Raw genomic sequence first — 22,722 nt, forward strand, 5'->3', positions numbered from 1 at the left:
TTCCGAGGCGGACATCCGGTCCGGATGGCCGACCCCTGCCTCCGTTCTCTCGTTGCGTACGACCCGGCGAAGGGGCGATCAGGAATTGTCGTCGGGGGACGCCGTCACGTCCCGACCCGGCTTCTCGCCCTGGACCGCCTGGCGGAAGGCGCCGAAGCGGGCTCCGGGCGCGGGGCGCGGCTTGGCCGTTCGGGAAGCGGGGTCCGAGCGCCCTTCGGCCCGCTCCGCCGCCTTGGCCGCGGCGGCCAGGGTCTGTCCGGGGCGGCGCTTGGCCAGCCCGGAGAGCCTGGGCGCGGGCGCCGCCTCGGGCGCCTGCTCCGGCTCGGCCGGTGGGTGCCCGGCCACCGGTTCGAACACCGGCGGGGCCGCGGCCGGCTGTCGGGGCACCGCCGCCGGTGCCGGCGGTCGCGTGCCGGGCTCCGCCCGCTTGCGCGGCTCGGGCCGGGCCTCGCCGACCAGTTGCCGGGGAATCATCACCACGACGCCGGTGCCGCCGCGCGAGGACGGGCGGAACGACACCGTCAACCCGTGCTTGCGGGCCAGGCAGCCGACCACGGCCAGGCCCAACCGGGTCCCGGACAGCGTGGTCAGGTCCAACGCCTGTGCCGCGACCGCCTGTTCGGCCCGCCGTAGGGCGAACTCGCCCATCACCAGGCCGCCGTCCTCGACGGTCACCACGACGCCGGCGGGCACGTCCTCGACGTAGACGTGCACCTGCTCGGAGGGTGGCGAGAACTTGGTGGCGTTGTCCATCAGTTCGGCGAGCGCGTGCATGACGCCCTCGGCCGCGTAGCCGGCCACCGTCGCCTCGCTGGTCGAGTGCACCCGCACCCGCTGGTAGGCGCTGATCCGGCCGACCGCGCCGCGCAGGATGCTCTCCATCACGATCGGCTTGGTCCACCGACGGCCGGAACGGGCGCCGGTGAGCACCGCGATGCTGTCCGCGAGCCGACCCGCCTGGGCGGTGCTGTGATCCAGCCGCAGGAGATCACCGAAGACCTCCTCGCCGTGCCGCCCCTCCATCTCGCGCAGATCGGCGAGCATGCTGGTGGACAGCGCCTGGACCCGCCCGGCGGCGTTCGCGCACGCGGACATCGCCGCGGCGCGCATGCGCTCGCCCTGGCCGACCTCGCGGGCGACGGTCGTCAACATCCGCTCCAGCGCCTCGTGATGCGGGGTGGGTACGCCGGCGAGCGCGGTGTCCACCGACGCGCCGTCGCGCAGCAGCGCCACCAGCGCCGGCAGCGTCTCGTCGGCGAGCCGGGTCGCCTCGGCCTCCAGCGCGGACATCCGGTCCCGGTTGTCGTCGTTCCACCGAGCCGCGTCGCCCTCCATCTCGGCGATCCGCGCGCGCAGCCGATCCGCGCTGCCGACCGCGTACACGGTGGCCGCGACCGCGATGGCCAGCGCGAGCGCGACCGCCACGCCGCCCACCGCGACCGTCGTGCGATGTTTCGAGCCGACGGCGGACACCGCCCACACGACCGCGCCGGCGGTGATGATCGACACAGCCGCGAAGGCGAGCAGTGCCCGTCCCGTGGGCGGTCGTTCCGACCGGGCGCGAGGGGGCGTGTGTGCAACTGACATCAAGCGGATCCTCGTTGCCGGGGGCTGGTCGGGCGTGAGCCTACCCGCGCGATCCGGACGTTCCCAACACCGACCTTCCGGACGCAGGCGTAGCCTGACGTGTCGTCAACCGCCCTGATTTGTCCATGACTTACCCTTCTCGACGGGACGCCCTTCAACGCGCCACAACCCTCTCGGCGACCGGTCCCGGGCCACCACCGCAGGGGCCGGCCGGGGGCGCGCGGAGAGCTCCGATCCTTACGACCGACGGGTCGCGCCGATCGCGCCGGGCGGGCCCGATCGCCGCTCGCCCGCTGCCCCACCAGCACACCGGTCGGCGGCGTGCTCGATCCGGGAGAGCGGCTCGGGACCCGTCACCCACCTGCACGGGGGCAGTCGGACCCACCCGGCCCGCGGTCGGGCGAGTCCACCCCGACGACCCGCGACACGGCGCGGCGTGTGCCGGTCGCACCGGGCACGGATCCGGGCGGATCCCACCGCCGAGAGCCCGGACGGTGATCAGTCTCACGTCGACGGCGACGCCGTGCCGCCGCCGCGTGTGGCCGGCCGGAATCCGTCCATCCATACCGATTTTCGGTCGATACGGAGGAGGTCCGGGCATTCCGCCCGACTGCGATGCGGCGCGTATATCTTTGCCGATGTCGTCCGCGCAAGCCGCTATGCGCGGGGACGATCGGGCCCTACGGTCGTCCCGCCCGACCCGGACGCGGCCCCCGAACCGGGTGTCGACCCGGGAATTCCCTGTGCCGTCGGGGCTCGACCGCCCTCGCGGGCCCCCGACCACCGCCTCCGGACGCGGCCCGATCCGGGCTTGCCACGTTCGATACGAGACGTACATCACATCGCCCGGGGAGCAACCTGAGGGGCCCTCCGACAGTCAATGATGCGGAGACTCGCGTCGCGCGACCTCCATCTTTTCGACCCGTTTGAAGGGAATCCCGAAACGTGGCAGGTAAAGCGATGCGACGGCGCACCGTTCCGGCCGTCCTGGTCGCCGGCGCGATCCTGTTCACGGGGGCCTGCGGGCTGCTGGGCGGCGAGGACAAGGGCGACAAGACGAGCAACGCGGGCAGCGATTCCAAGGTGACCCCCGGTACGGCCGGTGCCACCGCCGGAGCCGAGTCCGGCAAGCCGCAGGATCCGCCCAAGGGTGCCGCCCCGCAGGTGACCATGACGCCCGAGGACGGCGCGACCGGCGTCGACCTGGGCGATCCACTCACCTTCGCGGTCGAGGGCGGCAGGATCGCCTCGGTCAAGGTGCTCAACGCCAGGGGCGAGGCGGTCGACGGCACCCTCTCCGCGGACGGCAAGTCCTGGAAGCCGAAGGTCCCGTTCACGCCCGGCGGCCAGTACACGGTGAGCACCACGGCGAACAACCCGGAAAACCAGCCGACCACGATCTCCACCAAGTTCACCACCCAGACGCTGGGCAAGGAGGTGACCGCGTCGATCTTCCCGGACGGTGGGACGGTCGGCGTCGGCCAGCCCGTCTCGGTGCGCTTCGACCGGCCGATCACCAACAAGGCCGAGACGGAGAAGGCGATGAAGGTCACCGCGACGCCCGCGGTGTCCGGCGCGTGGCACTGGTTCGGCAACACCCGCGTGGAGTGGCGACCGAAGGATTATTGGAAGGTCAACACCAAGGTCAAGGTCGACCTCAACCTGCGCGGCGTCGACCTCGGCGGCGGCGCGGGCTCCAAGCAGTACAAGAGCTTCAACTTCGCGATCTCCGGCGTGGCCCGGATCTCCACGGTCGACGTGGCGGCCAAGACGATGACCACGACCGAGAACGGCAAGGTCGTCAAGACGACCAAGGTCACCACCGGCGAGTCCCCCAAGTACGACACCTGGGGCGGCGTGATGGTGGTGATGGAGAAGTACACCCAGACCCGGATGAACTCCGCGACCGTGGGACTGGGCAAGGAGTACGACATCGCCGACGTGCCGTCGGCGGTCCGGATCACCACGTCGGGCACCTTCGTGCACGGCAACTACTGGTACGACAAGGCGAACCCGCCGTTCGGTCGGGCCAACACCAGCCACGGCTGCGTGAGCATGACGCCCGAGGACGCCAAGTGGTTCTACGACCACGCGGATCGCGGCGACGTGGTCAAGGTGGTCAACTCCAAGGAGCGCACCGTCTCGGCCGACAACGGCTACGGCGCGTGGAACCTGACCTGGGCCCAGTGGTTGTCGACCAGTGCGACCAAGGAGTGAGCCGGGCGTGACGATCGCGCCACGCGACAGGCCCGCGTCGCCCGGCGATCCTCCCGAGTGATCGCGATCACAGGGTCCCCCGCGCAACGCCGGCGGCGCCGGCAGCGTCCCTCAGGTGAGTTCACCAGACGGCCGAGCACGGGGGACCCTGTCCATGTCTCGAATCATCCGACGCACCGGAGTCGCCACACTCGTCGCGGCGTCGCTGTTGTTGACCGGCGCCTGCAACAAGGACGACGCGAAGAAGACGACGCCGGACCCGGCCAAGGCCGCGGGCGAGAATCGGGCCGGACCGGCGGAGCCCGCCGTCGTCACCCTGACCCCCGCGGACAAGGCCACCGGTGTCGACCCGGGGGCGCCGGTCACGATCGCGGTCGGCGGTGGCAAGGTCGCCGAGGTCAAGGTGACCAACGCGAGCGGCGAGAGCGTGGACGGCGCGCTGGCGGGCAACGCGTGGAAGCCCAAGGTGCCGTTCATGTACGGCGGCAAGTACACGGTGACCGCGACCGCGACCAACGCGGACAACAAGCCGACCACCGCGACCTCGGCGTTCACCGTGCTCAACCCCACCCGGCCGGCCACCGCGACGTTCATGCCGGACGCCGACTCCACGGTGGGCGTGGGTCAGCCGGTCTCGATCACGTTCGACGAGCCGGTGAAGAACCACAAGGCCGTCCAGGAGGCGATCAAGGTCACGCCCACCCCGGCCGTGGACGGCGCGTGGCACTGGTTCGGCAACTCGCGGGTGGAGTGGCGGCCGAAGGACTACTGGCAGGTCGGCACCCAGGTGAAGGTGGACCTGAACCTGCGCGGCGTGGACCTCGGCGGCGGCGTGATGTCGAAGCAGTTCAAGAGCTTCTCGTTCAAGATCTCGGACACCAAGCGGATCGCCGTGGTGGACGCCAACGCGCACACGATGACCGTCTCCGAGAACGACCAGGTGGTCAAGACGATCCCGATCACGGCCGGCGAGGACCCCAAGTACACGACGTGGAACGGGATCATGGTGATGGAGGAGCGCTACCCCACGCTCGACATGAACTCGCAGACGGTGGGCCTGGGCAACGAGTACGACCAGAAGGCCGTGCCGTTCGCGATGCGGATCACCGAGTCGGGGACGTTCCTGCACGCGAACACGTGGGCGACGACGAACCCGTTCGGCAACGCCAACACCAGCCACGGCTGCGTCAGCATGACCCTGGAGAACGCCAAGTGGTTCTACGAGCGTTCGATCCGCGGTGACATCGTGCAGGTCAAGGGCAACGAGGAGAAGCCGGTCGCGGCCGACAACGGCTACGGCGCGTGGAACCTGACCTGGGAGCAGTGGACCGCGGGCAACTGACCCGCTCCGACCCGCTTCCGGCCGGCCCCGACCAACGGGGCCGGCCGGCGGTACGTGCGCCCTACACGCGAACGTGACCGAGACCACGGCTATTACTGCGCCCGAATGAGCGTATGAACTGTTGAATACATCGACTACGGGTACGCCTGCCACGGAACGAGCCACTCGACCACCCCGCTGAAAGGCGTCCCGACAACCCTCCCGACCACAACCTTCCCTGGCGAGACGAGGCAGCCGTGTGTTGGAGCGCCGAAGCCGATCTCGTGATGGGCAGTGCCATCACGGCCGTGGGCATAGCGAGCGTCGCGTCGGTGCGACGGATCAACGACCTTCCGATGGCGATGCTGCCGGTGATCCTGGGCGCCCACCAGTTGATCGAGGCGGTGGTGTGGAAGGGCGAGCGCGGCGCGGTGTCCCCGGGCACCGCCGAGATCGCGCGCGAGGCCTGGGCCGTGATCGCCTTCCCGCTGCTGCCCGCGTTCGTCCCGCTCGCCGTGTTGGCCGCGCAATGGCCGCTCGAGCGCGGCCGGGAGCGGGTCCGGGCGACCGTCCTGATCGTGCTGGGCCTGGTGGTCGCCGGCGCGCTGGGACACGCGGTCGCGACCCGCCCGGTGAACGCCGAGATCTGTGGGCACACCGTGCGCTACTCGGTGGGCATCCCGGCCGCCCCGTGGGTGATCGCCGGCTACCTGGTCGCGACCCTGGGGTCGCTGTTGCTCGCGCGGGACCGATTGCTCCGCATCCTGGGGCTGGTCTGCGCCGTCGGTGCGGCCGTCACGATGCGGCTGTGGTTCCACTCCTTCGCCTCGACGTGGTGTGCCGTGGCGGCCGTGGCGAGCGTGATCGTGCTGTGGTGGGTGCGCTCCCGGCGCGATCTCCCGCCGGGAGGCACGGGACACCGACACGGTCCGGTCTCCGAACTCGTGCGGTGAACTCGGGCGGTACCGCGTGCGCGCGTCGGATCGTCCGGGTCGGGCGTCGTCCGGGTCAGGGAAGCAGCAGCGTGCTGTCGCCGAACTCGTGCCACAGATAGCCCTCCGCGAGGGCCTCGTCGTACACCCGGCGCAGCACCGTCGGGCCCACCACCGCCTCCAGCAGCAGCAGGTGGGTGGCCTCCGGCGCGTGCAGGCCGCTGATCAGGCCGTCGACCACGCGGGCCGGTCGGTCCGGGCCGAGCAGCAGGTCGGTCCACCCGCTCGCGGGCGCGATCTCGCCGTCGTCGCGCACCGCCGATTCCAGCGCCCGGACCACCGTGGTGCCCACCGCGACCACCCGGCGGGCCTGCCGGACCATGGCGGCCGTGTGCTCCGGCACGCTGAACCACTCACGCAGCGGCGGCTCCCCCACCTCCTGCGAGGACACCCCGGTATGCAGCACGATCGGCGCGATGGCCACGCCGCGCGTGATCAGGTCGACCACGAGTTCGTGGGTGAAGGGTCGTCCGGCGCTGGGCATCTCGGCGCTGCCCTCGTCCCGCGCGAAGACGGTCTGATAGGCCGTCAGAGGCCAGCGCTCGCGCAGGTACGAGTAGGCGATCGGGCGCCCGCGCTCGGCCAGGAAGGTCTCCACCCGCGTTTGCGGGACGGTGATCCGTGCCTTCCACAGCCGCTGCCGGGCGTGTTCCTTCGGGTACGCCTCCAGCAGCAGCGCCATCCCGCATCCGGTGCCGGGGAAGCGCACCGCCTCGAACCGGCGCACACCGTCCACCGGTCCGGGCGTGCCGTCGGCGTGCCGCAGTTCGAGCACCCAGGTCTCGTCGTCGAGCCGGGTGGCGAAGTGCACGGTCACCGGCGAGCCGTCGGCCCGGTAGCCGTCCACCGCGGCGGGCAGCGTCGCGGAGGTGTTCACCACCAGCAGGTCTCCGGGCCCCAGGTGGCGACCGAGGTCGCGGAACACGGTGTGCTCGACCCGCCCCTCGGAGTGCACGAGGAGCCGGATCCCGTCCCGCGCGAGCCCGCGCGCCTCGGCGGGTTCGGTCGCGTCGTGGATGACCGGGGTGCTCACGAGGTCACCGCCGCGGCGAACTCCGCCACGGTGTACCGGCCGCTCACCGGCCGCTCGTCGAGCAGCCGCAACAGCGCCGGCACCACTGTCGCGGCGGCCGGCCGATCGGAGATGTCCTCGCCCGGGAATGCCTGTTGGTGCAGATCGGTGTTCATGTCGCCGGGATCGAACGCGTACACATCCAGGTCCGGATGCTCGGCGGCGAGCGTCGCGGTGACGTGGTCGAGCGCGGCCTTGGTGGAGCCGTAGCCGCCCCAGCCGGGATAGGCGTTGACGGCGGCGTCCGAGCTGATGTTCACGACGGCGCCGCGGCCGGCGCCGAGCAGCAGCGGCAGGTTGGCTTGGGTGAGCGCGAGCGGCGCGAACACGTTCACGTCGTACGTCCGGGCCAGGTCGGCGACGGAGTGGTCGGCGAGCGGCGGCATCGGGCTCGGGCCGAGCACGCTCGCGTTGTTGACGAGCAGGTCGAGCCGACCCGACTCGCGGATGACGTCCCGCAGTTCGCTGCGGTGCGCGGGGTCGGCCACGTCGCCGGCGACGGCGATCACGTCCTCGGCCCCGAGGTCGCGCAGTTCGTCGGCCGCGCGGGTCAGGTCGGCGGCTCGACGGGCGTCCAGGACCAGGGTCCAGGATCGGGCGGCGAGCGTGCGGGCCAGGGCCAGGCCCAGTCCCCGCGAGGCGCCGGTGATGAGTGCGACAGGCATGGTGATCTCCAGGGGAATCCACACCCCACCCGGTGATGGGCTGCCCCTCTACACTGCAAGTTCAAGTGCACTTCAGGTCAAGCGGACGAATCCGGAATCGACCGGACCGCCGGGCCGGGATCTCAGGAGGCGGCGTGCTCACCGGGACGGATTTGTTGACGGTCGGCCAGATGACCGCACGCAGCGGGTTCGCGGCATCCGCGTTGCGCTACTACGAGGCCGAGGGGCTGATCAGCGCGAGTCGCACCACCGGCGGCCAACGCCGGTACGAACGGCACATCCTGCGGCGCCTGGCGTTCATTCGCGCGGCGCAGAACATCGGCCTGTCGCTGGAGGAGATCAAGGACGCGCTCGGCAAGCTCCCGGAGGGCCGCACGCCCACGCCGGCCGACTGGGCGAAGATCAGTCGGGCCTGGCGTGGGCGTCTGGAGGAGGAGATCGAGGCTCTGGTACGGCTGCGGGACGGCTTGGAACAGTGCATCGGCTGCGGCTGCCTGTCGATGAAGCGCTGCCGCATCTCCAACCCCGACGACGTCGCCAGCCGCTACGGCTCCGGCGCGGTGACCCTCCCCGAACTCCTCCGCGAGGACCGCCGCCATCCCCACCCACACGGCTGACACCGACCGGGTGCCGCCCCATCGCCCGGTGGCCTCAAGCACCGGCCGACTGAAATCAGCCGGCCGGCGCTTGAGGCCACCTCGGTCACGGACCGAGTCCCCCAAAGCGGCCCGCGTTCGAGGCCACCCCGTCGCAGACGGTCGCTCCCCAGCCCGGCCCGCGTTCGAGGTCACCCCAGTCGCAGACCGGCTTCCCCGCAGCCCGACCGGCGTTTGAGGCCACCCGGGCCGCAGGCCCGATCAGTACCGGTCCCGCACCGCCGCAGCCCGTCCCCCACCGGAAGCCGCAGCCGGAACCGCGGGAGCGTCGGGCGCGGAGCCGGCAAGCGTCGACCAATCAGGCTTCGCCCCGACGTCGTACGTCCGCAGCTTCGAGAGCACCGCGGGATCCTGGACGTCGAGCCAGTCCACCAGGTCGCGGAAGCTCACACACTTCGTCTCCGGCCGAGCGCACGCGGTCCGCATGGTGCGTTCGACCGCCTTCATGTAGATGCCACCGTTCCAGCCCTCGAAGTGGTTGCCGATCATCAACGGCGCCCGGTTCCCGGTGTACGCGCGCTCGAAGCCCGCCATGTAGCTCGCGTACGCCTGCTCCTCCCACTCCTGGAACTTGGCCGGGTCGCCCTTGACCGTGCGCGACTGGTTGAACATCACGTTGTAGTCCATCGACAGGACCTCGAACTTGCGCCCGGGCAGCGGGATTTGCTGCAACGGCAGGTCCCAGATCCCGTTCACCTTGGTCGGCCACACCTGGCGCCCACCGGGCGAACTCGCGTCGTAGCGGAAGCCCAGCGACGGCGCGGCGTCGAGCAGCGCCTTCTGGCCCTCCAGACACGGCGCCCGGCCGCCGATGAGTTCCTTGTCGTAGTCGAACGGAAGCGCCGGCAGATCCGCCCAACCGGTGTTGGTCTTCCAGTTCTTGACGAACGCCTTGGCCTGGTCGACCTCGCTGCGCCAGTCGTCCGCCGACCACGAGCCGCCGCCGGTGGGGCCGCAGAAGTGGCCGTTGAAGTGCGTACCGATCTCGTGGCCCTCGTTCCACGCGGCGCCGAGTTGTTCCAGCGTCATCCGCAGGTGGACGTCGTCGAGGTAGCCGATGTCCGAGGCGCCGATCGGCTTGTGCGGCGGCAGGTACTTGGCCCGCTTGGCCTCCGGCAGCACGTACACCCCGGACAGGAACAGCGTCATCTTCGCGTTGCTCTCCTTGGCCACCTGGCGGAAGCGGGAGAACAGCTTCTTGTCGTCCTCGCCGGCGCCGTCCCAGGAGAACACCAGGAACTGCGGCGGCGCCTGGCCCGGTGCGAGCTTCTCCGGCTTGAGCCGGCCCGGCTGCTCGCCCGTGCTCGACGTCGAGCCGTCGCCGATCAGGGTGACCGGCCCCTGCCCGGGCTGCACCTTCGGGGCACCCTGGGCGGGCGCGGCGGCCTTTTGCTTCGGGTCCTCGCCATGCCCACCGGCGAACACGACGAAGCCGATGGCGGCGACCACCGCCACCACCAGGACGATTGCGGCCACGCCGCGGGATGATCGCACGAATGCCCCAAATGATCGGAAATATAGGGAAATCCATTGCAGGCTAAATCGCCCATCGTCACGGTTGGGGATATGCCTGGCCGCGCGCACGATCATGATCACCACATGGGATGAAGGGGTACGGCCACTCGGCGGCAACGGGACCGCGCTCTTCGGCCGGCCGAGGTGTCCGTACGTCCCGAACGGGCTATGGATAACCGGGCCGGTGCTCGGGGCCGGGCACAGGGCGGCCGATCCGGAGGGACATCGATGCGCGAAACGCTTCGGGAGGCCAAACACACCCTGATGCCGCCGCGCGACGACCCGCACGGCCCGCTTTCGCCGCTGCTGATCGTGCTCACCGTGGTGACCGGCCTGGTCGACGCGCTGAGCTACCTCGAACTGGGTCGGGTCTTCGTCGCGAACATGACCGGCAACGTGGTCTTCACCGGCTTCGCCCTGGCCGGCGCCCCCGGCCTGTCGGTGTCCGCCTCGCTCGCCGCCCTGGCCGCGTTCCTGGTCGGCGCCGCCGGCGGTGGCCGCCTGGGCGCCGGGTTCGGCGATCGACGACTGCGCCTGCTCTGGGTCGGCTGCGCCCTCCAGGCCGTCCTGATCGCGGCGGCCCTGACCGTGGCCGCGGCGGTGAGCGGGCTCGGCACCGGCGCGCGGTACTCGCTGATCCTGCTCCTCGGCTTGGCCATGGGGCTACAGAACGCGGTGGCCCGGCGGCTGGCCGTACCGGACCTGACCACCACGGTGTTGTCCCAGACGCTCACCGGGCTGGCCGCCGACCTGCGCCGCTTCGGCGGACCCGGCTCGCGCGCGGGCCGTCGAACGCTCTCCGCGTTCGCGATGGCGCTCGGCGCGTTCACCGGCGCGACGCTGGTACTGCACGTACACATCCTCGTCGCCTTCGCCGCACCCCTGATCCTGCTCTTCGGCGCGGCAGTGGCCGGGTACGTCCTGGACCGCCGCGCCGGTCCGGCCGCCTCCGCGGATCCGGCTCCGGACGACGCCGCCCCGGATACCGGTTCCGGGCCACTCGTCGCGCCGGACGGGAAAAACATTTGAGGTCCTCGGCGTCCGAGGGTTAGCCTGGACCGGTCACATTGTCGTCCGTCTGGATGGTCCGTTGCGCATCTGAGGTCCGGACATCGCGCCGCTCGAGCCCCTGTGTGCTCGCGGTCGCGTCTCGACCTCGGTGTGGCCGTCCCGGACGATCTTTCACGTCCGGCCCCCTCCCGATCCCGCCGCGCGGTGTCCCACGCGATCCGTTCACCACGCGTCCATGGGAGCCACTCCATGTCATTTCCGACCGCACCGGCGATCGTATGTTCCGACCTGTCCTTCGCCTGGCCCGACGGCACCCCCGTCGTCGCGGGCCTCGATCTCGCCATCGGCGGCGGCCGAACCGGCCTGGTCGGGGTCAACGGCGCGGGCAAGTCGACCCTGCTCAAACTGATCGCCGGCGTCCTGTCGCCCACCTCCGGATCGATCACGGCCGGCGGCGACCTCGGCTACCTCCCCCAGCATCTGCCGCTCGACGCGGACCGTCGGGTCGACGACGTGCTGGGCATCGCCGGCACGCGCGCAGCGCTGCTTGCGATCGAGGGCGGTGACGCCGACGTGCGGCACTTCGACGCCGTCGGCGACGACTGGGACGTCGAGGAGCGGGCCCGCGCCGAACTCGACCGGCTCGGACTGCCGCACGTCGACCTCGATCGCACGGTCGGCACGTTGTCCGGCGGCGAGTCGGTGCTGCTCGGGCTGGCCGCGCTGCTGCTGCGCCGGCCCGACGTACTGCTCCTGGACGAGCCGACCAACAACCTCGACGGCTCCGCGCGCGAGCGGTTGTACGACGCGGTGCGGGGCTATCCGGGTGTGCTCGTCGTGGTCAGCCACGACCGCGTGCTTCTGGATCTGGTGGACCGGATCGTCGAACTGCTCCCGGACCGGGCCCGCACCTACGGTGGCAATCTGAGCGCGTATCTGGAGGTCCTGGCACAGGAGCGGGCGACCGCCGAGCGCCTGGTCCGCACCGCGCAGACCGATCTGCGCAAACAGAAGCGGGAACTGGCCGAGGCCCAGGTGCGATTGGCCCGCCGGGTCCGGACCGGCCGCAAGGCCCAACTGGAAGGGGGCGTGCCCAGGATCGTCGCGGGCAACCTCAAGCGGGCCGCCGAGGTCTCCGCCGGCAAGCTCAGGGGCACGCAGGAGGGTCGGCTCGACGACGCCCGAACGCGGCTGTCCGAGGCCAGGGACGCGGTGCGCGACGACAAGGAGATCCGCATCGAGTTGCCCGGGACCGAGGTGCCCGCCGGGCGCACGGTGCTCGTCGCCGAGGGTCTGAACACCGCGGATCTGCTGTACGGGCCGGACGGCCTGGACCTGAACGTGCGCGGTCCCGAACGGATCGCGCTGACCGGCGACAACGGATCGGGCAAGACCACCTTGCTGCGGCTGCTGACCGGGGCGGAGCAACCGGCCTGGGGCAGCGTGCGGATCGGCGTCGACGGGGTGCGGCATCTGCCGCAGCGGCTGGACATCCTCGACGAGGACGCGAGCGTCCTGGCCAACCTCCGCCGCTTCGCGCCCACGGCGTCGGACTCCGAACTGCGCGGCCGGCTCGCCCGCTTCCTCTTCAAGGGCAATCGCCCCGAACAGCGAGTCGGCACCCTCTCCGGCGGCGAACGTTTCCGCGCGGTCCTGGCCGCGCTCCTGTCCGCCGACCCGCCCCCACAACTACTGATCCTCGACGAGCCCACCAACAACCTGGACCTCGCCTCGGTCCACCAACTCGAACAGGCCCTCAACGCCTACCAAGGAGCCCTACTGGTAGCCACCCACGACCGCCCCTTCCTCACCAACATCGCCATCACCCGAGAACTCCCCCTCCACCGAGGCCACGGCCTCAATCCCCCCACCGAAACCCCAACCGACGCATGACACCACCCAGCCGGGCCGGCGCATGAGGCCAACCCAGCCCGGCCGGCGCTTGAGGGCAACCCAGCCCGGCCGGCGCATGAGGCCAACCCAGCCCGGCCGGCGCATGAGGCCAACCCAGCCCGGCCGGCGCATGAGGCCAACCCAGCCCGGCCGGCGCATGAGGCCAACCCAACTCAACCCACATCCCGCGCAGACCCATCGTCGTTCCCCCGCCGAATCGTCCGAACCCGCGCGCCAGGCCGCCAAACCCGCAGGACGATCTCCTCGCCGTCCACCCCCACCCCACTCACCTCGTCGAGCTCGACCCGAAACAGATGAAATGGCACCGGCGCCCCCGTCTCGCCCGCGTACGGCCCCTTCACCGCGTCGTCCACGACCTCGACCGCCCGCCCACTCACCCGCACGTCACCGTGCGCCAGTTCGGCCCCCGCCCCCGGGTTCGCGAAGATCGAGAACCGCGGATCACGCAGCAGATCCCGCGCCTTCAACGAACCGGGCATCATGCCGAGCCACATCTGCTCGGACCGGAAATCCACCTCCAACCCGCTCAGCCGAGGCGAACCGTCCCGCCGCACCGTGCCCAGCACATGGTGCTTGTACATCCCGAAGCGCTCGCGCACCGTCGTCGCGAACTCCGGCTCGGCCTTCTCGAACTCCGCCCAACTCGTCATACGCACATCGTGCACCGCCATCCCTGACAACCTTTGGCAAGGATTCCGGGTTAGTTTCGAGTCATGCGATCCGGCCGACTGGTGGCACTCCTGCTCCACCTGCAGAACCGACCCGGCGGGGCCACCGCCGCCGAGCTGGCCGACGAGTTGGAGGTGTCGGTCCGCACCGTGTACCGCGACGTCGCCGCGCTCCAGGCATCCGGCGTACCGCTGTGGACCGAGACCGGACCACGCGGCGGGATCCGGCTCGTGGAGGGCTGGCGGACCAGGCTGGACGGACTCACCGGCGACGAGGCGGCCGCGCTGTTCCTGTCCGGCGCGCCGCACGCCGCCGACGCGCTGGGCCTGGACACCGTGCTCGTCGCGGCGCAGACCAAGGTGATGGCCACCCTGCCCGCCGACCTGCGCACCCGCGCGGGCCGAGTCCGGCAGCGCTTCCACCTGGACGCACCGGGCTGGTTCCACCGCGACGAGGACGTCCCGTACCTCACCGAGATCGCGAGCGCGGTGTGGACCGGCCGCCGGCTGGATCTGCGGTACGCCCGCCGCGACCGCGAGGTGTCCCGCCGGCTGGACCCGTTCGGTCTCGTCCTCAAGGCCGGCGTCTGGTACCTGGTCGCCCGCCATCGCACCGACATCCGCAGCTACCGGGTGTCACGGGTGGTGGCCGCGAGCAGTCGGCCGGAACGTTTCGAGCGCCCGGACGGCTTCGACCTCGGCACGTGGTGGGCACACAGCAACGAGGACTTCGCCCGATCGCTGATGCAGTTCGCCTGCGTGGTCCGGGTGTCGCCGTCCGCGCTGGGCCGATTGCCGCGGATCTTCGGCCCCGTGGTCGCCGCGGACGCGCTCGCCTCGGCGGGGCCGCCCGACCCGGACGGGTGGCGCGAACTGCGGCTGCGCACCGAGTCCGAGGAGGTCGCACTGGGCCAACTGATCGGTCTGGGCACGCATATGGAAGCCGTGTCGCCGCCGAGCCTGCGCCGCGCGGTGGCCGGGATCGGCGCCGCGATCGTGGCCCACCATCGGACGCCGGAAGGTCCCTCGCAAGACTGACGCCACCCACCTCGGGGAGCGCGGCGAACCCGGACCCGACATTTGGGGAACCCCGGGTCGGATGCGGATCGTTGGTACGGGCGAGGTCCACACAGCGTGACGGATCGTCGACTCTTCCCCGGGACGTACCCCACCGGTACGGGGCTCCCCTTAGGGGAAGGGTCGTTCGGCGTACCCGGGGTCCTCCCTGCGTAGGACGGCCGGATCTGTCCTTGGAGAGGATTCGCCGGAGCCCCATCCCCCCTACGGTGATCCTGTGCACTGCAAACCGCGGAGCGCGCCACCCTTTCACCTCATCTGGGGGACAGACTCGTGACCACGGCCACGGCTGCCATGACCGACGCGGACTCCAGGGGCACCATCGCCGCCCGCGCGCAGCAGCTCACCAAGGCGTACGGCGAAGGCGAGACCCGAGTCGTCGCTCTCGACAGCGTGGACGTCCAGATCGGTCGCGGTCAGTTCACCGCGATCATGGGCCCCTCCGGCTCCGGCAAGTCGACCCTGATGCACTGCCTCGCCGGTCTCGACTCGGTGAGCGGCGGCAAGAGCTGGATCGGCGACACGGAGATCACGAGCCTGAAGGACAAGGCGCTCACCAAGCTCCGCCGCGACAACATCGGCTTCATCTTCCAGGCGTTCAACCTGCTCCCGACGCTGACCGCGCTGGAGAACATCACGCTGCCGATGGACATCGCGGGTCGCAAGCCGGACAAGGCCTGGCTGGACACCGTGATCGAGACCGTCGGCCTGCGCGACCGGCTCAAGCACCGCCCGAGCGAACTCTCCGGCGGTCAGCAGCAGCGTGTCGCGTGCGCCCGCGCGCTGGCCAGCCGGCCCGAGATCATCTTCGGTGACGAGCCGACCGGAAACCTCGACTCGCGCTCCGGCGCCGAGGTGCTGGGCTTCCTGCGGCGCAGTGTCAACGAGCTCGGTCAGACCATCGTGATGGTCACCCACGACCCGAACGCGGCGTCCTACGCGGACCGGGTCCTGTTCCTGGCAGACGGTCGAATCGTCGACGAGATGCTGCGTCCCACGTCCGACGCCGTACTGGAGCGCATGAAGCGTTTCGACGGCGCCCGGACCAGCTGAAACAGGCGGAGAGTCCCCCACCATGTTGAAAGCCACGTTCCGCAGCTTCCTCGCCCACAAGGGGCGAATGGTGCTGTCCGCCCTGGCAGTACTCCTGTCGGTCGCGTTCGTCTCCGGCACCCTGGTATTCACCGACACGATCACCAAGACGTTCGACGAGCTGTTCAAATCCACCGCCTCGGACGTCTCGGTCAACCCGAAGTCCGAGTTCGACAAGGACGACCTCGCGCTCACCGGGCAGACGCCCACGCTGCAGCGCTCGGTCATCGACAAGGTCGCCAAGGTCGACGGCGTCAAGGAAGCGCACGGCGACGTCAACCTCGAGTCGGTCACCGTCGTCGACAAGAACAACAAGTCCGTGGGCCCGTCCTCGGGCGCCCCGACCATCGCCACGAACTGGTACGAGACCGACCGCACCCCGGTCAAGGTCACCAGCGGCAACCTGCCCAAGGGCCCGGCCGAGGTGATGATCGACGCCGACACGGCCGACAAGAAGAAGGTGAAGATCGGTGACGAGCTGCGGGTGATCGCACCGATCGGGCAGTTCCCGGTCAAGGTCACCGGCATCATGACCTTCACCACCACCAACCCCGGTGCGGCCCTGCTCTCCTTCGACTCGGCGACCGCTTCGCAGCGGCTGCTCGGCGACCCGAACCTGATCACCTCGATCTCGGTCTCCGCCGCCGACGGCGTCTCCGACAAGGTCCTCAAGCAGCGCGTCGAGCAGGCGCTCGGCGACACCACGAACTTCGAGGTCAAGACGGCCGCGGAGTCCGCCAAGGACGCCGGCGACTCGCTGAGCGGCTTCCTGAACGTGATGAAGTACGCGATGCTCGGCTTCGCCGGTGTCGCCGTACTGGTCGGGATCTTCCTGATCTTCAACACCTTCTCGATGCTGGTCGCCCAGCGCACCCGTGAACTGGGTCTGATGCGGGCCATCGGCGCGAGCCGGGCGGACGTGAACCGCTCGGTGCTGGTGGAGGCGGTCCTGCTCGGTGTGGTCGGCTCGACGCTCGGCCTGTTGGCCGGTCTCGGTCTGGCCGTCGGGCTCAAGGCGCTGATCAGCGCGGTCGGGATCAACCTCAAGGGCACGTCCCTGGTGATCAAGACCTCGACCCCGATCGTGGCCTACCTGGTCGGCGTGATCGTCACCGTGATCGCCGCGTACGTGCCGGCCCGCCGCGCGGGCAAGGTCGCCCCGATGGCGGCCCTGCGCGAGGCCGGCGCCCCGCCGCAGAAGTCGATCAAGACCCGCTCGATCATCGGCCTGGTGCTGTTCGCCCTGGGCGCGCTCGCACTGGTCGCCGGCGCCACTGCGGACAGCGGCAGCCAGGGCGGCGGATTCCTCGGCCTGGGCGTGATGTTCACCCTGCTCGGCTTCATCGTGCTGGCGCCGCTGCTGGCCCGCACGGTGGTCCCGGCGCTGGCGTCCTGGTACCCGAAGGTGTTCGGTTCGATGGGCCGGCTCAGCCGGGAGAACGCGCTGCGCAACCCGCGCCGCACCGGCGCCACCGCGTCGGCGATCATGATCGGCGTCGCCCTGGTCAGCGGCATGGCGGTCGCGGCCTCGTCGATGTCGGCCTCGTTCGACAAGCAGATCGAGAAGTCCCTGGGCGCCGACTACACGATCCAGTCGCTGGTCGGTACCTTCCCGGAGGACGTCGTCCAGGCGGCGAAGAAGACCCCCGGCGTGGGCGAGGTGGTCAGCCAGACGCTCAGCAACGCTACGCTCACCGCCGACGGCAAGAGCAAGAAGGACTTCGTCGTCGGTTCGGACCCGGGCATGGACGACACGCTCAAGACCACCTACCTCCAGGGCAGCGGCAACGCGGCCATCTCGGCGGGCAAGGCGGCCATCGGCGAGAACTTCGCCAAGGATCACAACCTCGGCATCGGCGGCAAGATCGAGATCGCCTTCCCGAACGGGCAGAAGACCACGGTCGAGGTCGGCGCGATCCGCAAGAAGTCCGAGGGCGCCGACATCGGCGCGGGCGACACGACGATCATCCCGAACACGGTGATGAAGCAGTTCGTCCCGAACGTGCAGTACCAGATCATGATGGTCAACGCGGCCTCCGGTCAGGACGCGTCGAAGGTCGGCGCGGCGCTCAAGTCGGCGCTCGATCCCTTCCCGCAGGTCAAGGCCCGTGACCAGAGCGACTACAAGGAACTGATCGGCAAGCAGATCGACACGTTCCTGTATCTGATCTACGGTCTGCTCGGCCTGGCGATCATCATCTCGATCCTGGGTGTGATCAACACGCTGGCGCTGTCGGTGGTCGAGCGCACCAGGGAGATCGGCCTGATGCGGGCGATCGGCGCCTCGCGCCGGCAGATCCGCCGAATGATCCGCCTGGAGTCCATGGTCATCGCGACCTTCGGCGCCCTGGTCGGGCTCGCGCTCGGTATGGCGTGGGGTATCGGGGCCCAGCGCCTGCTCGCCAAGCAGGGCCTGGACGTCCTGGAGATCCCGTGGGGCACGGTGATCGGGATCGTGATCGCCGCGGCGGTGGTCGGCCTGCTGGCCGCCGTGATGCCGGCCTTCCGGGCGGCGCGGATGAACGTCCTGCGGGCGATCGCGACGGACTGACCCGAATCGGGTGTTCCACCCATGAAGCAGCCGGCTCCCCATCCTCCCCCCTTGGGGAGCCGGTGACCGAAGAGCCCCCCGAACCACCTTGCGCAGGTGGTTCGGGGGGCTCTTCCATGCCGTCGCGGTGGTGGCGGCGGCATCGTCCCGGCGGAGCACCGTCGGGTGGGCGCGGGCAGGTGCGCGGGCCGGCCGGCGGTTTACGGCCGGGTGCTCTTCAGCGCCTGGCGGCAGGCCTGGTCGGCCTGGCGGGTGGTCTCCGGGAGGCGATAGCGCGGGGTCAGGGCCAACACGTGCGCGCAGGCCGTGTCCAGGTCGACACCGTGGCCGATCGAGACGAACACCGGCTTGATCGCGTCGCGGGTGCGCAACACCCGCCCCACCACGTCTCCTTCGTACAGGACGTCGGCGGCGTCGCCGCGCTTGTCCCCCGGCGTCTCGTAGGTGCCGACGAAGTGCGTCTTGCCGACCCCGACGGTCGGCAGCCCGGTCAGCACGCCGAGGTGGCAGGCCAACCCGAACCGGCGCGGATGGGCCAGCCCCTGACCGTCGCACACGAGCAGGTCCGGTGTGGTGTCCAGCCGTTCGAGCGCGACCGACAACGCCGGGATCTCCCGGAACGCGAACAGCCCGGGCAGATACGGAAACGTCGCCACGCCATGCACCACCGACCGCTCCACCACGGCGTGCGTCGAGGCGTCCAACACCACCACGGCGGCGGCGAGTTCGTCCGAGTCCTCGGCGTAGGCCACATCCAGCCCGGCCACGAACCGCACCTGCGCGGGCCCCGGCCCGGGCCCGACCGTGTCCACCAGCGGCCGCAATCGATCCTGCACGGCCAACCCCTCGGCAGCCGTGCTCGGCCAGGGCTCGCTCGCGTCGATCGCGAAAGAGGTGCTCATCCGCGAAACGCTACCGCCCGCGCGCGACCCTCGGTGGTGCGGCCGATATCCCCGACCGCACCACCGAGGGTCGCGCTCGACGCTCACCGCCCCGGCAGCGGGACCCGGGCGTGCACGCCGGTGCGGCTCGTGCCGAACTCGGCGGCGGCACCCAGGTAGGCGCGGGCCTGATCGCGCGTCAGGCCGTGGCCGCAGCACAGCAGTTCCTCGCCCTGGGCGGCGCATCGACGCAGCGCGAGGGCCGGATCGGCGCCGATGCCCAGCGGGATCAGCGCGTCCGCCGTGCTCACGAACGGGCCGCGCGGGTTGCCGAATCGCGCGCGGGCCCGCTCGTACGGGATCACCTCGACGCGCAGAGTGACCTTGAGCGCTCCCTCCAGCGCCGCGCCGTGGCCGTGTGCCAGGCGGGGGCCGCCGAGGTAGAGCAGCGCGCCGGCGGTTTGCACCGGCAGGTGGAGCGTGCTGCCCGCGCCCAGGATCGGCAGGTCGAGATTGCCGCCGTGTGAGCCCACCCGGGTGGACAACCGGCGCAGGCCGTCGGAGGTGGCCACACCCAGTACCGCCAGACTCGGCCGCAGTCGCAGTGTCAGGTCGCCGGTCGCGGTCGGGATCCGGGCCCGACCGTCCCGGATCGCACACACCGTGACCGGCGGCGCGCCGCGCCCGCGACCGTGCCGCTCGGTGAGTACGCCGTAGGAGGTCCGCGGGCGCAGTTCGAGCAGGTGCACCGCGAGGACGTCGCCCGGGCGGGCGCCGGCCACCGAGATCGGGCCGGTGATCACGTGCGGACCGTCCACGGCGCGGTCGTGCGCGAGGTCGGAGGCGGCCAGTGCGCGGTGGTCCTCCGGGACACGATCGGCCCGGATGTGGTGCCGGCCGAAGAAGGCCACCGGGTCGCGGCCCTGGTCGCCGAGCAGGCCCTCGTGCGAGACGGTGTCCGCGGTGAGCGTCTCGCCGGATTCGACGAACGCCACCGGCCGGTCCCGGGCACCGGGCAGCCAACCCCACAGGACGGTGCCGGGCCTGGACGACAAATGTTGCCGGTGCCGTCGGGGACCCGGTACGGCGACGGGGCGCGCCTCGGTGATGGTCATGGGGTCGGTTGTACGGGTTCGCCGTTGCCGGTCGGCGTCGCGCACGTTACGTGCCCGTTTCGCCCCCGAAGGGGTGGTCCTTAACGGCGCCGAAACGCCGCCGCAACAGCGCCCGGTCACAGTGGGTCGGGCGGCGCGGCGACGCGGTATCGGGGCGTTTCCTCGACCCCGCGTCGGATCGGGGTCGCGGATTCGAGTCCCAGGGGGTAGCGATGAGCGACACGATCACCCTGTTCGGCGCCACGCTGCCGGATGGGCGTACGCGTGACGTGGTGCTGCGCAACGGTCGGATCGGGGTGCTGCGCGAGCCGGGTCGACCGTACTCGCGGGCCGGCTCCGGGCTGGATCTGACCGGCTATCTGCTGCTGCCAGCTCCCGCCGAGCCGCACGTGCACCTCGATCGCGCGCTGACCTGGGAGCCGGTGGGCTCGGATCCGGACGGACGCGACGGCGCGTGGCGGTCCTGGCAGGTGCGGCCCGCCCGCTATCGACCCGGCGATCTGCGCCGGCGCTCGCGCGAGGTGTTGCGAACGCTGGTCGTCCGCGGGGTGACCGCCGTGCGCACGCACCTGGACATCGGCGAGGGCCGCACGCCGCTGCGCTCGGTCGAGGTGATGGCCGAACTGCGCGCCGAGTTCCATCGGCTCCTCGACCTCCAGATCGTCGCCGTCCCGACCCCGGGGACGAGTGATCGCACGATCGTGGACGCGGTGGGCGCGGGCGCGCGGGTGATCGGCGGACGACCCAGGTTCGCGCCGGACTGCCGGCAGGAGATCCGCCGGCTGCTGCGGCTCGCGGATCGTGTCGAGGTCGGGCTCGACCTGCACCTGGACGACGGTTTCGATCCGCGCCTGCTCGTGGTCGGCGACCTGGCCCGGCTGTTGCGCGCGTCGGGCTTCGACCGGCCGGTCACGGCCAGTCATCTGGCCGGCCTGAACCGGCTCTCGCCGTCCGCGCTGGGTCGGGTCGGCGAGACGATCGCCGCGTCCGGGATGCGCGTCGTGGCGTTGCCGTCGGAGCGCGGTTGTGGGCTGCCGATCCGCGAACTGGTCGCGGCGGGCGTCACGGTCGCGGCTGGCGGCGACCATCTGCGCGACGCCGGGCACCCGATGGGTCTGGCCGACCCGCTGGCCACCGCCGCCGCCACGGGGTTGGCGCCGGCCCGGGCCTGGGCCGCGGTGGCCGGGCACGCGCGGGGCGTACTGGGCGTGGAGGCCGGCGGTCTGGAACCGGGGGCCCGCGCCGACCTGTTCGCGGTCCGGGCGCACTCCCTGCCCGAGGCGCTGCGCACCCGCCCGCAGGACCGCGTCGCCATCCGTGCCGGCCGGGTGGTCGCCGGCAGCACCCGCCTCGCCCGTCTCGCCGGCACCGCGCGACCCGGGCGAACGGGCCGCGCGGTGCCGGAGGCCGCGTAGCTCGACCCGGACCGGCGCCGAACGCGGGCCCGCACGCCGCCGGGCGAGCCGTTGCCGCCGACCCGGGAACACCGTCGCCCGACCGGCGCGGCAGGGCCCCGACGGACATCGAACACGATCGCCGGCTTGGTCGGGTCAGGGACGCGCTCGGATTGCCGCCGGCAGCGCCATGAGCGCGTCAACGGGTGGGCCGGGCGGGCGGATCCGGGGGAAGGCTGGGGGTGGTCGAAAGGAGGCCGCCATGTTCGCCGCAATTCGTCGGGTCGACGGGATCCGCCGCACCGCCTCGATCCGTCGGGCCGGTGCCGCGCTCCCGAGGGCGGTCCTCGGGTCGTCATGGTGCCGATCATGCGGATGGACGACGCCGCCGTCGCGGAGCTGACCGCCGCGCGCGGGACGGCCGGGCGGGCGATCGCCGTGCACGTCACGCACGCCGGTGAGCGGGTCGCGCGGGAGGCGTTGGTGGCCACGCGGGAGGCGTCCGGGGTGGACGCGCCGTTGAGCGTGGTCTTCGACGAGCACGATCGGCTCGTCGAGGCGCCGGCCGGCATCGTCCGAGGGTTGCCGGAGCGGCGGGTGGCGGTGTTGTTCCCGGCACGCGCCGAGCCGGTTCGCACGCGCGACCGGCGGCACGACGTCCTGGTCGAGTCGTTGCGCGCCGAGGGTTGTGCGATCCGGGTGGACCGCGCCGAGGCGCGTGCCCTCGTCTCCCGGGATCCGGTGGTCACCGCCGCCTGACGTCGGCCTGCGGATCCAGGACGACGCGGTCGCCGCGTTCACGCTCGGCGGCACGGACCCCGAGCGGGCCAGGCAATACCGGTACGTGTTCGCCGCCGCCGTACTGGGCTGGTCCGCGATCGAGGAGGGCGGACGCTTCCCGGCCGATCCGCCGATGGACTTCGAGGTGCTGCTCGACGTCCCGATGCGCGGCTACCAAGCCTGAGCCCGCGCCCGACGGGTAGACGCCGCCTCG

At 71.3% G+C, this 22,722-nt stretch carries 19 protein-coding genes; 12 read left to right on the forward strand and 7 right to left on the reverse strand.

Going from position 1 to position 22,722, the window contains the following annotated elements:
* Positions 1–78: 78 nt before the first annotated feature.
* Positions 79–1,587, reverse strand: a complete 1,509-nt coding sequence (locus ACIBSV_RS15840) for an ATP-binding protein (RefSeq protein WP_395863205.1) — start codon at positions 1,585–1,587, stop codon at positions 79–81.
* A gap of 960 nt (positions 1,588–2,547) precedes the next feature.
* Between ACIBSV_RS15840 and ACIBSV_RS15845 the strand changes: the two genes are divergently transcribed.
* From ACIBSV_RS15845 to ACIBSV_RS15855, 3 genes are all read left to right on the forward strand, one after another.
* Positions 2,548–3,804: an Ig-like domain-containing protein gene (locus ACIBSV_RS15845; RefSeq protein WP_395863207.1), complete on the forward strand. Its 1,257-nt coding sequence runs from the start codon at positions 2,548–2,550 to the stop codon at positions 3,802–3,804.
* A gap of 154 nt (positions 3,805–3,958) precedes the next feature.
* Positions 3,959–5,146, forward strand: a complete 1,188-nt coding sequence (locus tag ACIBSV_RS15850) for an Ig-like domain-containing protein (protein WP_395863210.1) — start codon at positions 3,959–3,961, stop codon at positions 5,144–5,146.
* A 287-nt stretch (positions 5,147–5,433) separates the two neighbouring features.
* The gene (locus ACIBSV_RS15855; protein ID WP_395863212.1) at positions 5,434–6,078 is read left to right on the forward strand and encodes a DUF6629 family protein; all 645 of its coding nucleotides are present in this window, start codon (positions 5,434–5,436) and stop codon (positions 6,076–6,078) included.
* A gap of 55 nt (positions 6,079–6,133) precedes the next feature.
* Here the strand turns inward: ACIBSV_RS15855 and ACIBSV_RS15860 are convergent, their stop codons facing one another.
* Positions 6,134–7,150, reverse strand: coding sequence for an S-adenosylmethionine:tRNA ribosyltransferase-isomerase (locus tag ACIBSV_RS15860; protein ID WP_395863214.1), 1,017 nt, complete (start codon positions 7,148–7,150; stop codon positions 6,134–6,136).
* Positions 7,147–7,854, reverse strand: a complete 708-nt coding sequence (locus ACIBSV_RS15865) for an SDR family NAD(P)-dependent oxidoreductase (RefSeq protein ID WP_395863216.1) — start codon at positions 7,852–7,854, stop codon at positions 7,147–7,149. The genes ACIBSV_RS15860 and ACIBSV_RS15865 overlap by 4 nt, the downstream gene beginning before the upstream one ends.
* 134 nt (positions 7,855–7,988) lie before the next feature.
* Here ACIBSV_RS15865 and soxR point away from each other — a divergent pair, with 134 nt between their 5' ends.
* Positions 7,989–8,471, forward strand: coding sequence for a redox-sensitive transcriptional activator SoxR (gene soxR, locus ACIBSV_RS15870; protein WP_395863218.1), 483 nt, complete (start codon positions 7,989–7,991; stop codon positions 8,469–8,471).
* A 240-nt stretch (positions 8,472–8,711) separates the two neighbouring features.
* Here soxR and ACIBSV_RS15875 read toward each other — a convergent pair whose 3' ends face one another.
* On the reverse strand, positions 8,712–9,986 hold the full coding sequence (locus ACIBSV_RS15875; protein WP_395863220.1) for a hypothetical protein: 1,275 nt from the start codon (positions 9,984–9,986) through the stop codon (positions 8,712–8,714).
* A 267-nt stretch (positions 9,987–10,253) separates the two neighbouring features.
* Here ACIBSV_RS15875 and ACIBSV_RS15880 point away from each other — a divergent pair, with 267 nt between their 5' ends.
* Entirely contained in the window at positions 10,254–11,054 is an 801-nt protein-coding gene (locus ACIBSV_RS15880; protein ID WP_395863222.1) for a YoaK family protein, read from the forward strand.
* A 231-nt stretch (positions 11,055–11,285) separates the two neighbouring features.
* The gene (locus ACIBSV_RS15885; protein ID WP_395863224.1) at positions 11,286–12,929 is read left to right on the forward strand and encodes an ABC-F family ATP-binding cassette domain-containing protein; all 1,644 of its coding nucleotides are present in this window, start codon (positions 11,286–11,288) and stop codon (positions 12,927–12,929) included.
* Positions 12,930–13,102: 173 nt separating this feature from the next.
* On the opposite strand, the gene ACIBSV_RS15890 is transcribed toward ACIBSV_RS15885, so the two are convergent.
* Positions 13,103–13,600 carry a pyridoxamine 5'-phosphate oxidase family protein gene (locus tag ACIBSV_RS15890; protein ID WP_395863226.1) on the reverse strand — a complete coding sequence of 166 codons (498 nt, stop codon included), beginning with the start codon at positions 13,598–13,600 and terminating at the stop codon, positions 13,103–13,105.
* A 63-nt stretch (positions 13,601–13,663) separates the two neighbouring features.
* On the opposite strand from ACIBSV_RS15890, the gene ACIBSV_RS15895 reads away from it, so the two are divergent.
* The 3 genes from ACIBSV_RS15895 (at position 13,664) to ACIBSV_RS15905 (ending at position 18,338) form a co-directional block, all read left to right on the forward strand.
* Positions 13,664–14,656 (forward strand): helix-turn-helix transcriptional regulator, encoded by a 993-nt coding sequence (locus ACIBSV_RS15895; RefSeq protein WP_395863228.1) that lies wholly within the window; start codon positions 13,664–13,666, stop codon positions 14,654–14,656.
* A 333-nt stretch (positions 14,657–14,989) separates the two neighbouring features.
* Positions 14,990–15,748: an ABC transporter ATP-binding protein gene (locus ACIBSV_RS15900; protein ID WP_395863474.1), complete on the forward strand. Its 759-nt coding sequence runs from the start codon at positions 14,990–14,992 to the stop codon at positions 15,746–15,748.
* Positions 15,749–15,770: 22 nt separating this feature from the next.
* Complete coding sequence (locus tag ACIBSV_RS15905) at positions 15,771–18,338, forward strand: ABC transporter permease (RefSeq protein ID WP_395863230.1); 2,568 nt, start codon at positions 15,771–15,773, stop codon at positions 18,336–18,338.
* 200 nt (positions 18,339–18,538) lie between these two features.
* Here the strand turns inward: ACIBSV_RS15905 and ACIBSV_RS15910 are convergent, their stop codons facing one another.
* Together ACIBSV_RS15910 and ACIBSV_RS15915 are read right to left on the reverse strand one after the other, a co-directional pair.
* Positions 18,539–19,240, reverse strand: a complete 702-nt coding sequence (locus tag ACIBSV_RS15910; protein WP_395863232.1) for an endonuclease V — start codon at positions 19,238–19,240, stop codon at positions 18,539–18,541.
* An 83-nt stretch (positions 19,241–19,323) separates the two neighbouring features.
* Complete coding sequence (locus ACIBSV_RS15915) at positions 19,324–20,334, reverse strand: acetamidase/formamidase family protein (RefSeq protein ID WP_395863234.1); 1,011 nt, start codon at positions 20,332–20,334, stop codon at positions 19,324–19,326.
* Positions 20,335–20,546: 212 nt separating this feature from the next.
* On the opposite strand from ACIBSV_RS15915, the gene ACIBSV_RS15920 reads away from it, so the two are divergent.
* From ACIBSV_RS15920 to ACIBSV_RS15930, 3 genes are all read left to right on the forward strand, one after another.
* Entirely contained in the window at positions 20,547–21,749 is a 1,203-nt protein-coding gene (locus ACIBSV_RS15920) for an amidohydrolase family protein (RefSeq protein WP_395863236.1), read from the forward strand.
* A gap of 348 nt (positions 21,750–22,097) precedes the next feature.
* The gene (locus ACIBSV_RS15925; RefSeq protein WP_395863238.1) at positions 22,098–22,487 is read left to right on the forward strand and encodes a hypothetical protein; all 390 of its coding nucleotides are present in this window, start codon (positions 22,098–22,100) and stop codon (positions 22,485–22,487) included.
* Positions 22,447–22,692 (forward strand): hypothetical protein, encoded by a 246-nt coding sequence (locus ACIBSV_RS15930; protein ID WP_395863240.1) that lies wholly within the window; start codon positions 22,447–22,449, stop codon positions 22,690–22,692. Before ACIBSV_RS15925 ends, ACIBSV_RS15930 begins: the two co-directional genes overlap by 41 nt.
* Positions 22,693–22,722 lie beyond the last annotated feature (30 nt).

Source organism: Embleya sp. NPDC050154 (assembly GCF_044460165.1).
Lineage (GTDB): Bacteria > Actinomycetota > Actinomycetes > Streptomycetales > Streptomycetaceae > Embleya.

Excerpts from the sequence above, each read along its gene's own strand:
- ACIBSV_RS15840 (WP_395863205.1), bottom strand. The coding sequence starts at position 1,587 with ATGTCAGTTGCACACACGCCCCCTCGCGCCCGGTCGGAACGACCGCCC.
- ACIBSV_RS15845 (WP_395863207.1), top strand. The coding sequence starts at position 2,548 with ATGCGACGGCGCACCGTTCCGGCCGTCCTGGTCGCCGGCGCGATCCTG.
- ACIBSV_RS15850 (WP_395863210.1), top strand. The coding sequence starts at position 3,959 with ATGTCTCGAATCATCCGACGCACCGGAGTCGCCACACTCGTCGCGGCG.
- ACIBSV_RS15865 (WP_395863216.1), bottom strand. The coding sequence starts at position 7,854 with ATGCCTGTCGCACTCATCACCGGCGCCTCGCGGGGACTGGGCCTGGCC.
- ACIBSV_RS15880 (WP_395863222.1), top strand. The coding sequence starts at position 10,254 with ATGCGCGAAACGCTTCGGGAGGCCAAACACACCCTGATGCCGCCGCGC.
- ACIBSV_RS15885 (WP_395863224.1), top strand. The coding sequence starts at position 11,286 with ATGTCATTTCCGACCGCACCGGCGATCGTATGTTCCGACCTGTCCTTC.
- ACIBSV_RS15890 (WP_395863226.1), bottom strand. The coding sequence starts at position 13,600 with ATGACGAGTTGGGCGGAGTTCGAGAAGGCCGAGCCGGAGTTCGCGACG.
- ACIBSV_RS15895 (WP_395863228.1), top strand. The coding sequence starts at position 13,664 with ATGCGATCCGGCCGACTGGTGGCACTCCTGCTCCACCTGCAGAACCGA.
- ACIBSV_RS15900 (WP_395863474.1), top strand. The coding sequence starts at position 14,990 with ATGACCGACGCGGACTCCAGGGGCACCATCGCCGCCCGCGCGCAGCAG.
- ACIBSV_RS15905 (WP_395863230.1), top strand. The coding sequence starts at position 15,771 with ATGTTGAAAGCCACGTTCCGCAGCTTCCTCGCCCACAAGGGGCGAATG.
- ACIBSV_RS15910 (WP_395863232.1), bottom strand. The coding sequence starts at position 19,240 with ATGAGCACCTCTTTCGCGATCGACGCGAGCGAGCCCTGGCCGAGCACG.
- ACIBSV_RS15915 (WP_395863234.1), bottom strand. The coding sequence starts at position 20,334 with ATGACCATCACCGAGGCGCGCCCCGTCGCCGTACCGGGTCCCCGACGG.
- ACIBSV_RS15920 (WP_395863236.1), top strand. The coding sequence starts at position 20,547 with ATGAGCGACACGATCACCCTGTTCGGCGCCACGCTGCCGGATGGGCGT.
- ACIBSV_RS15925 (WP_395863238.1), top strand. The coding sequence starts at position 22,098 with ATGCGGATGGACGACGCCGCCGTCGCGGAGCTGACCGCCGCGCGCGGG.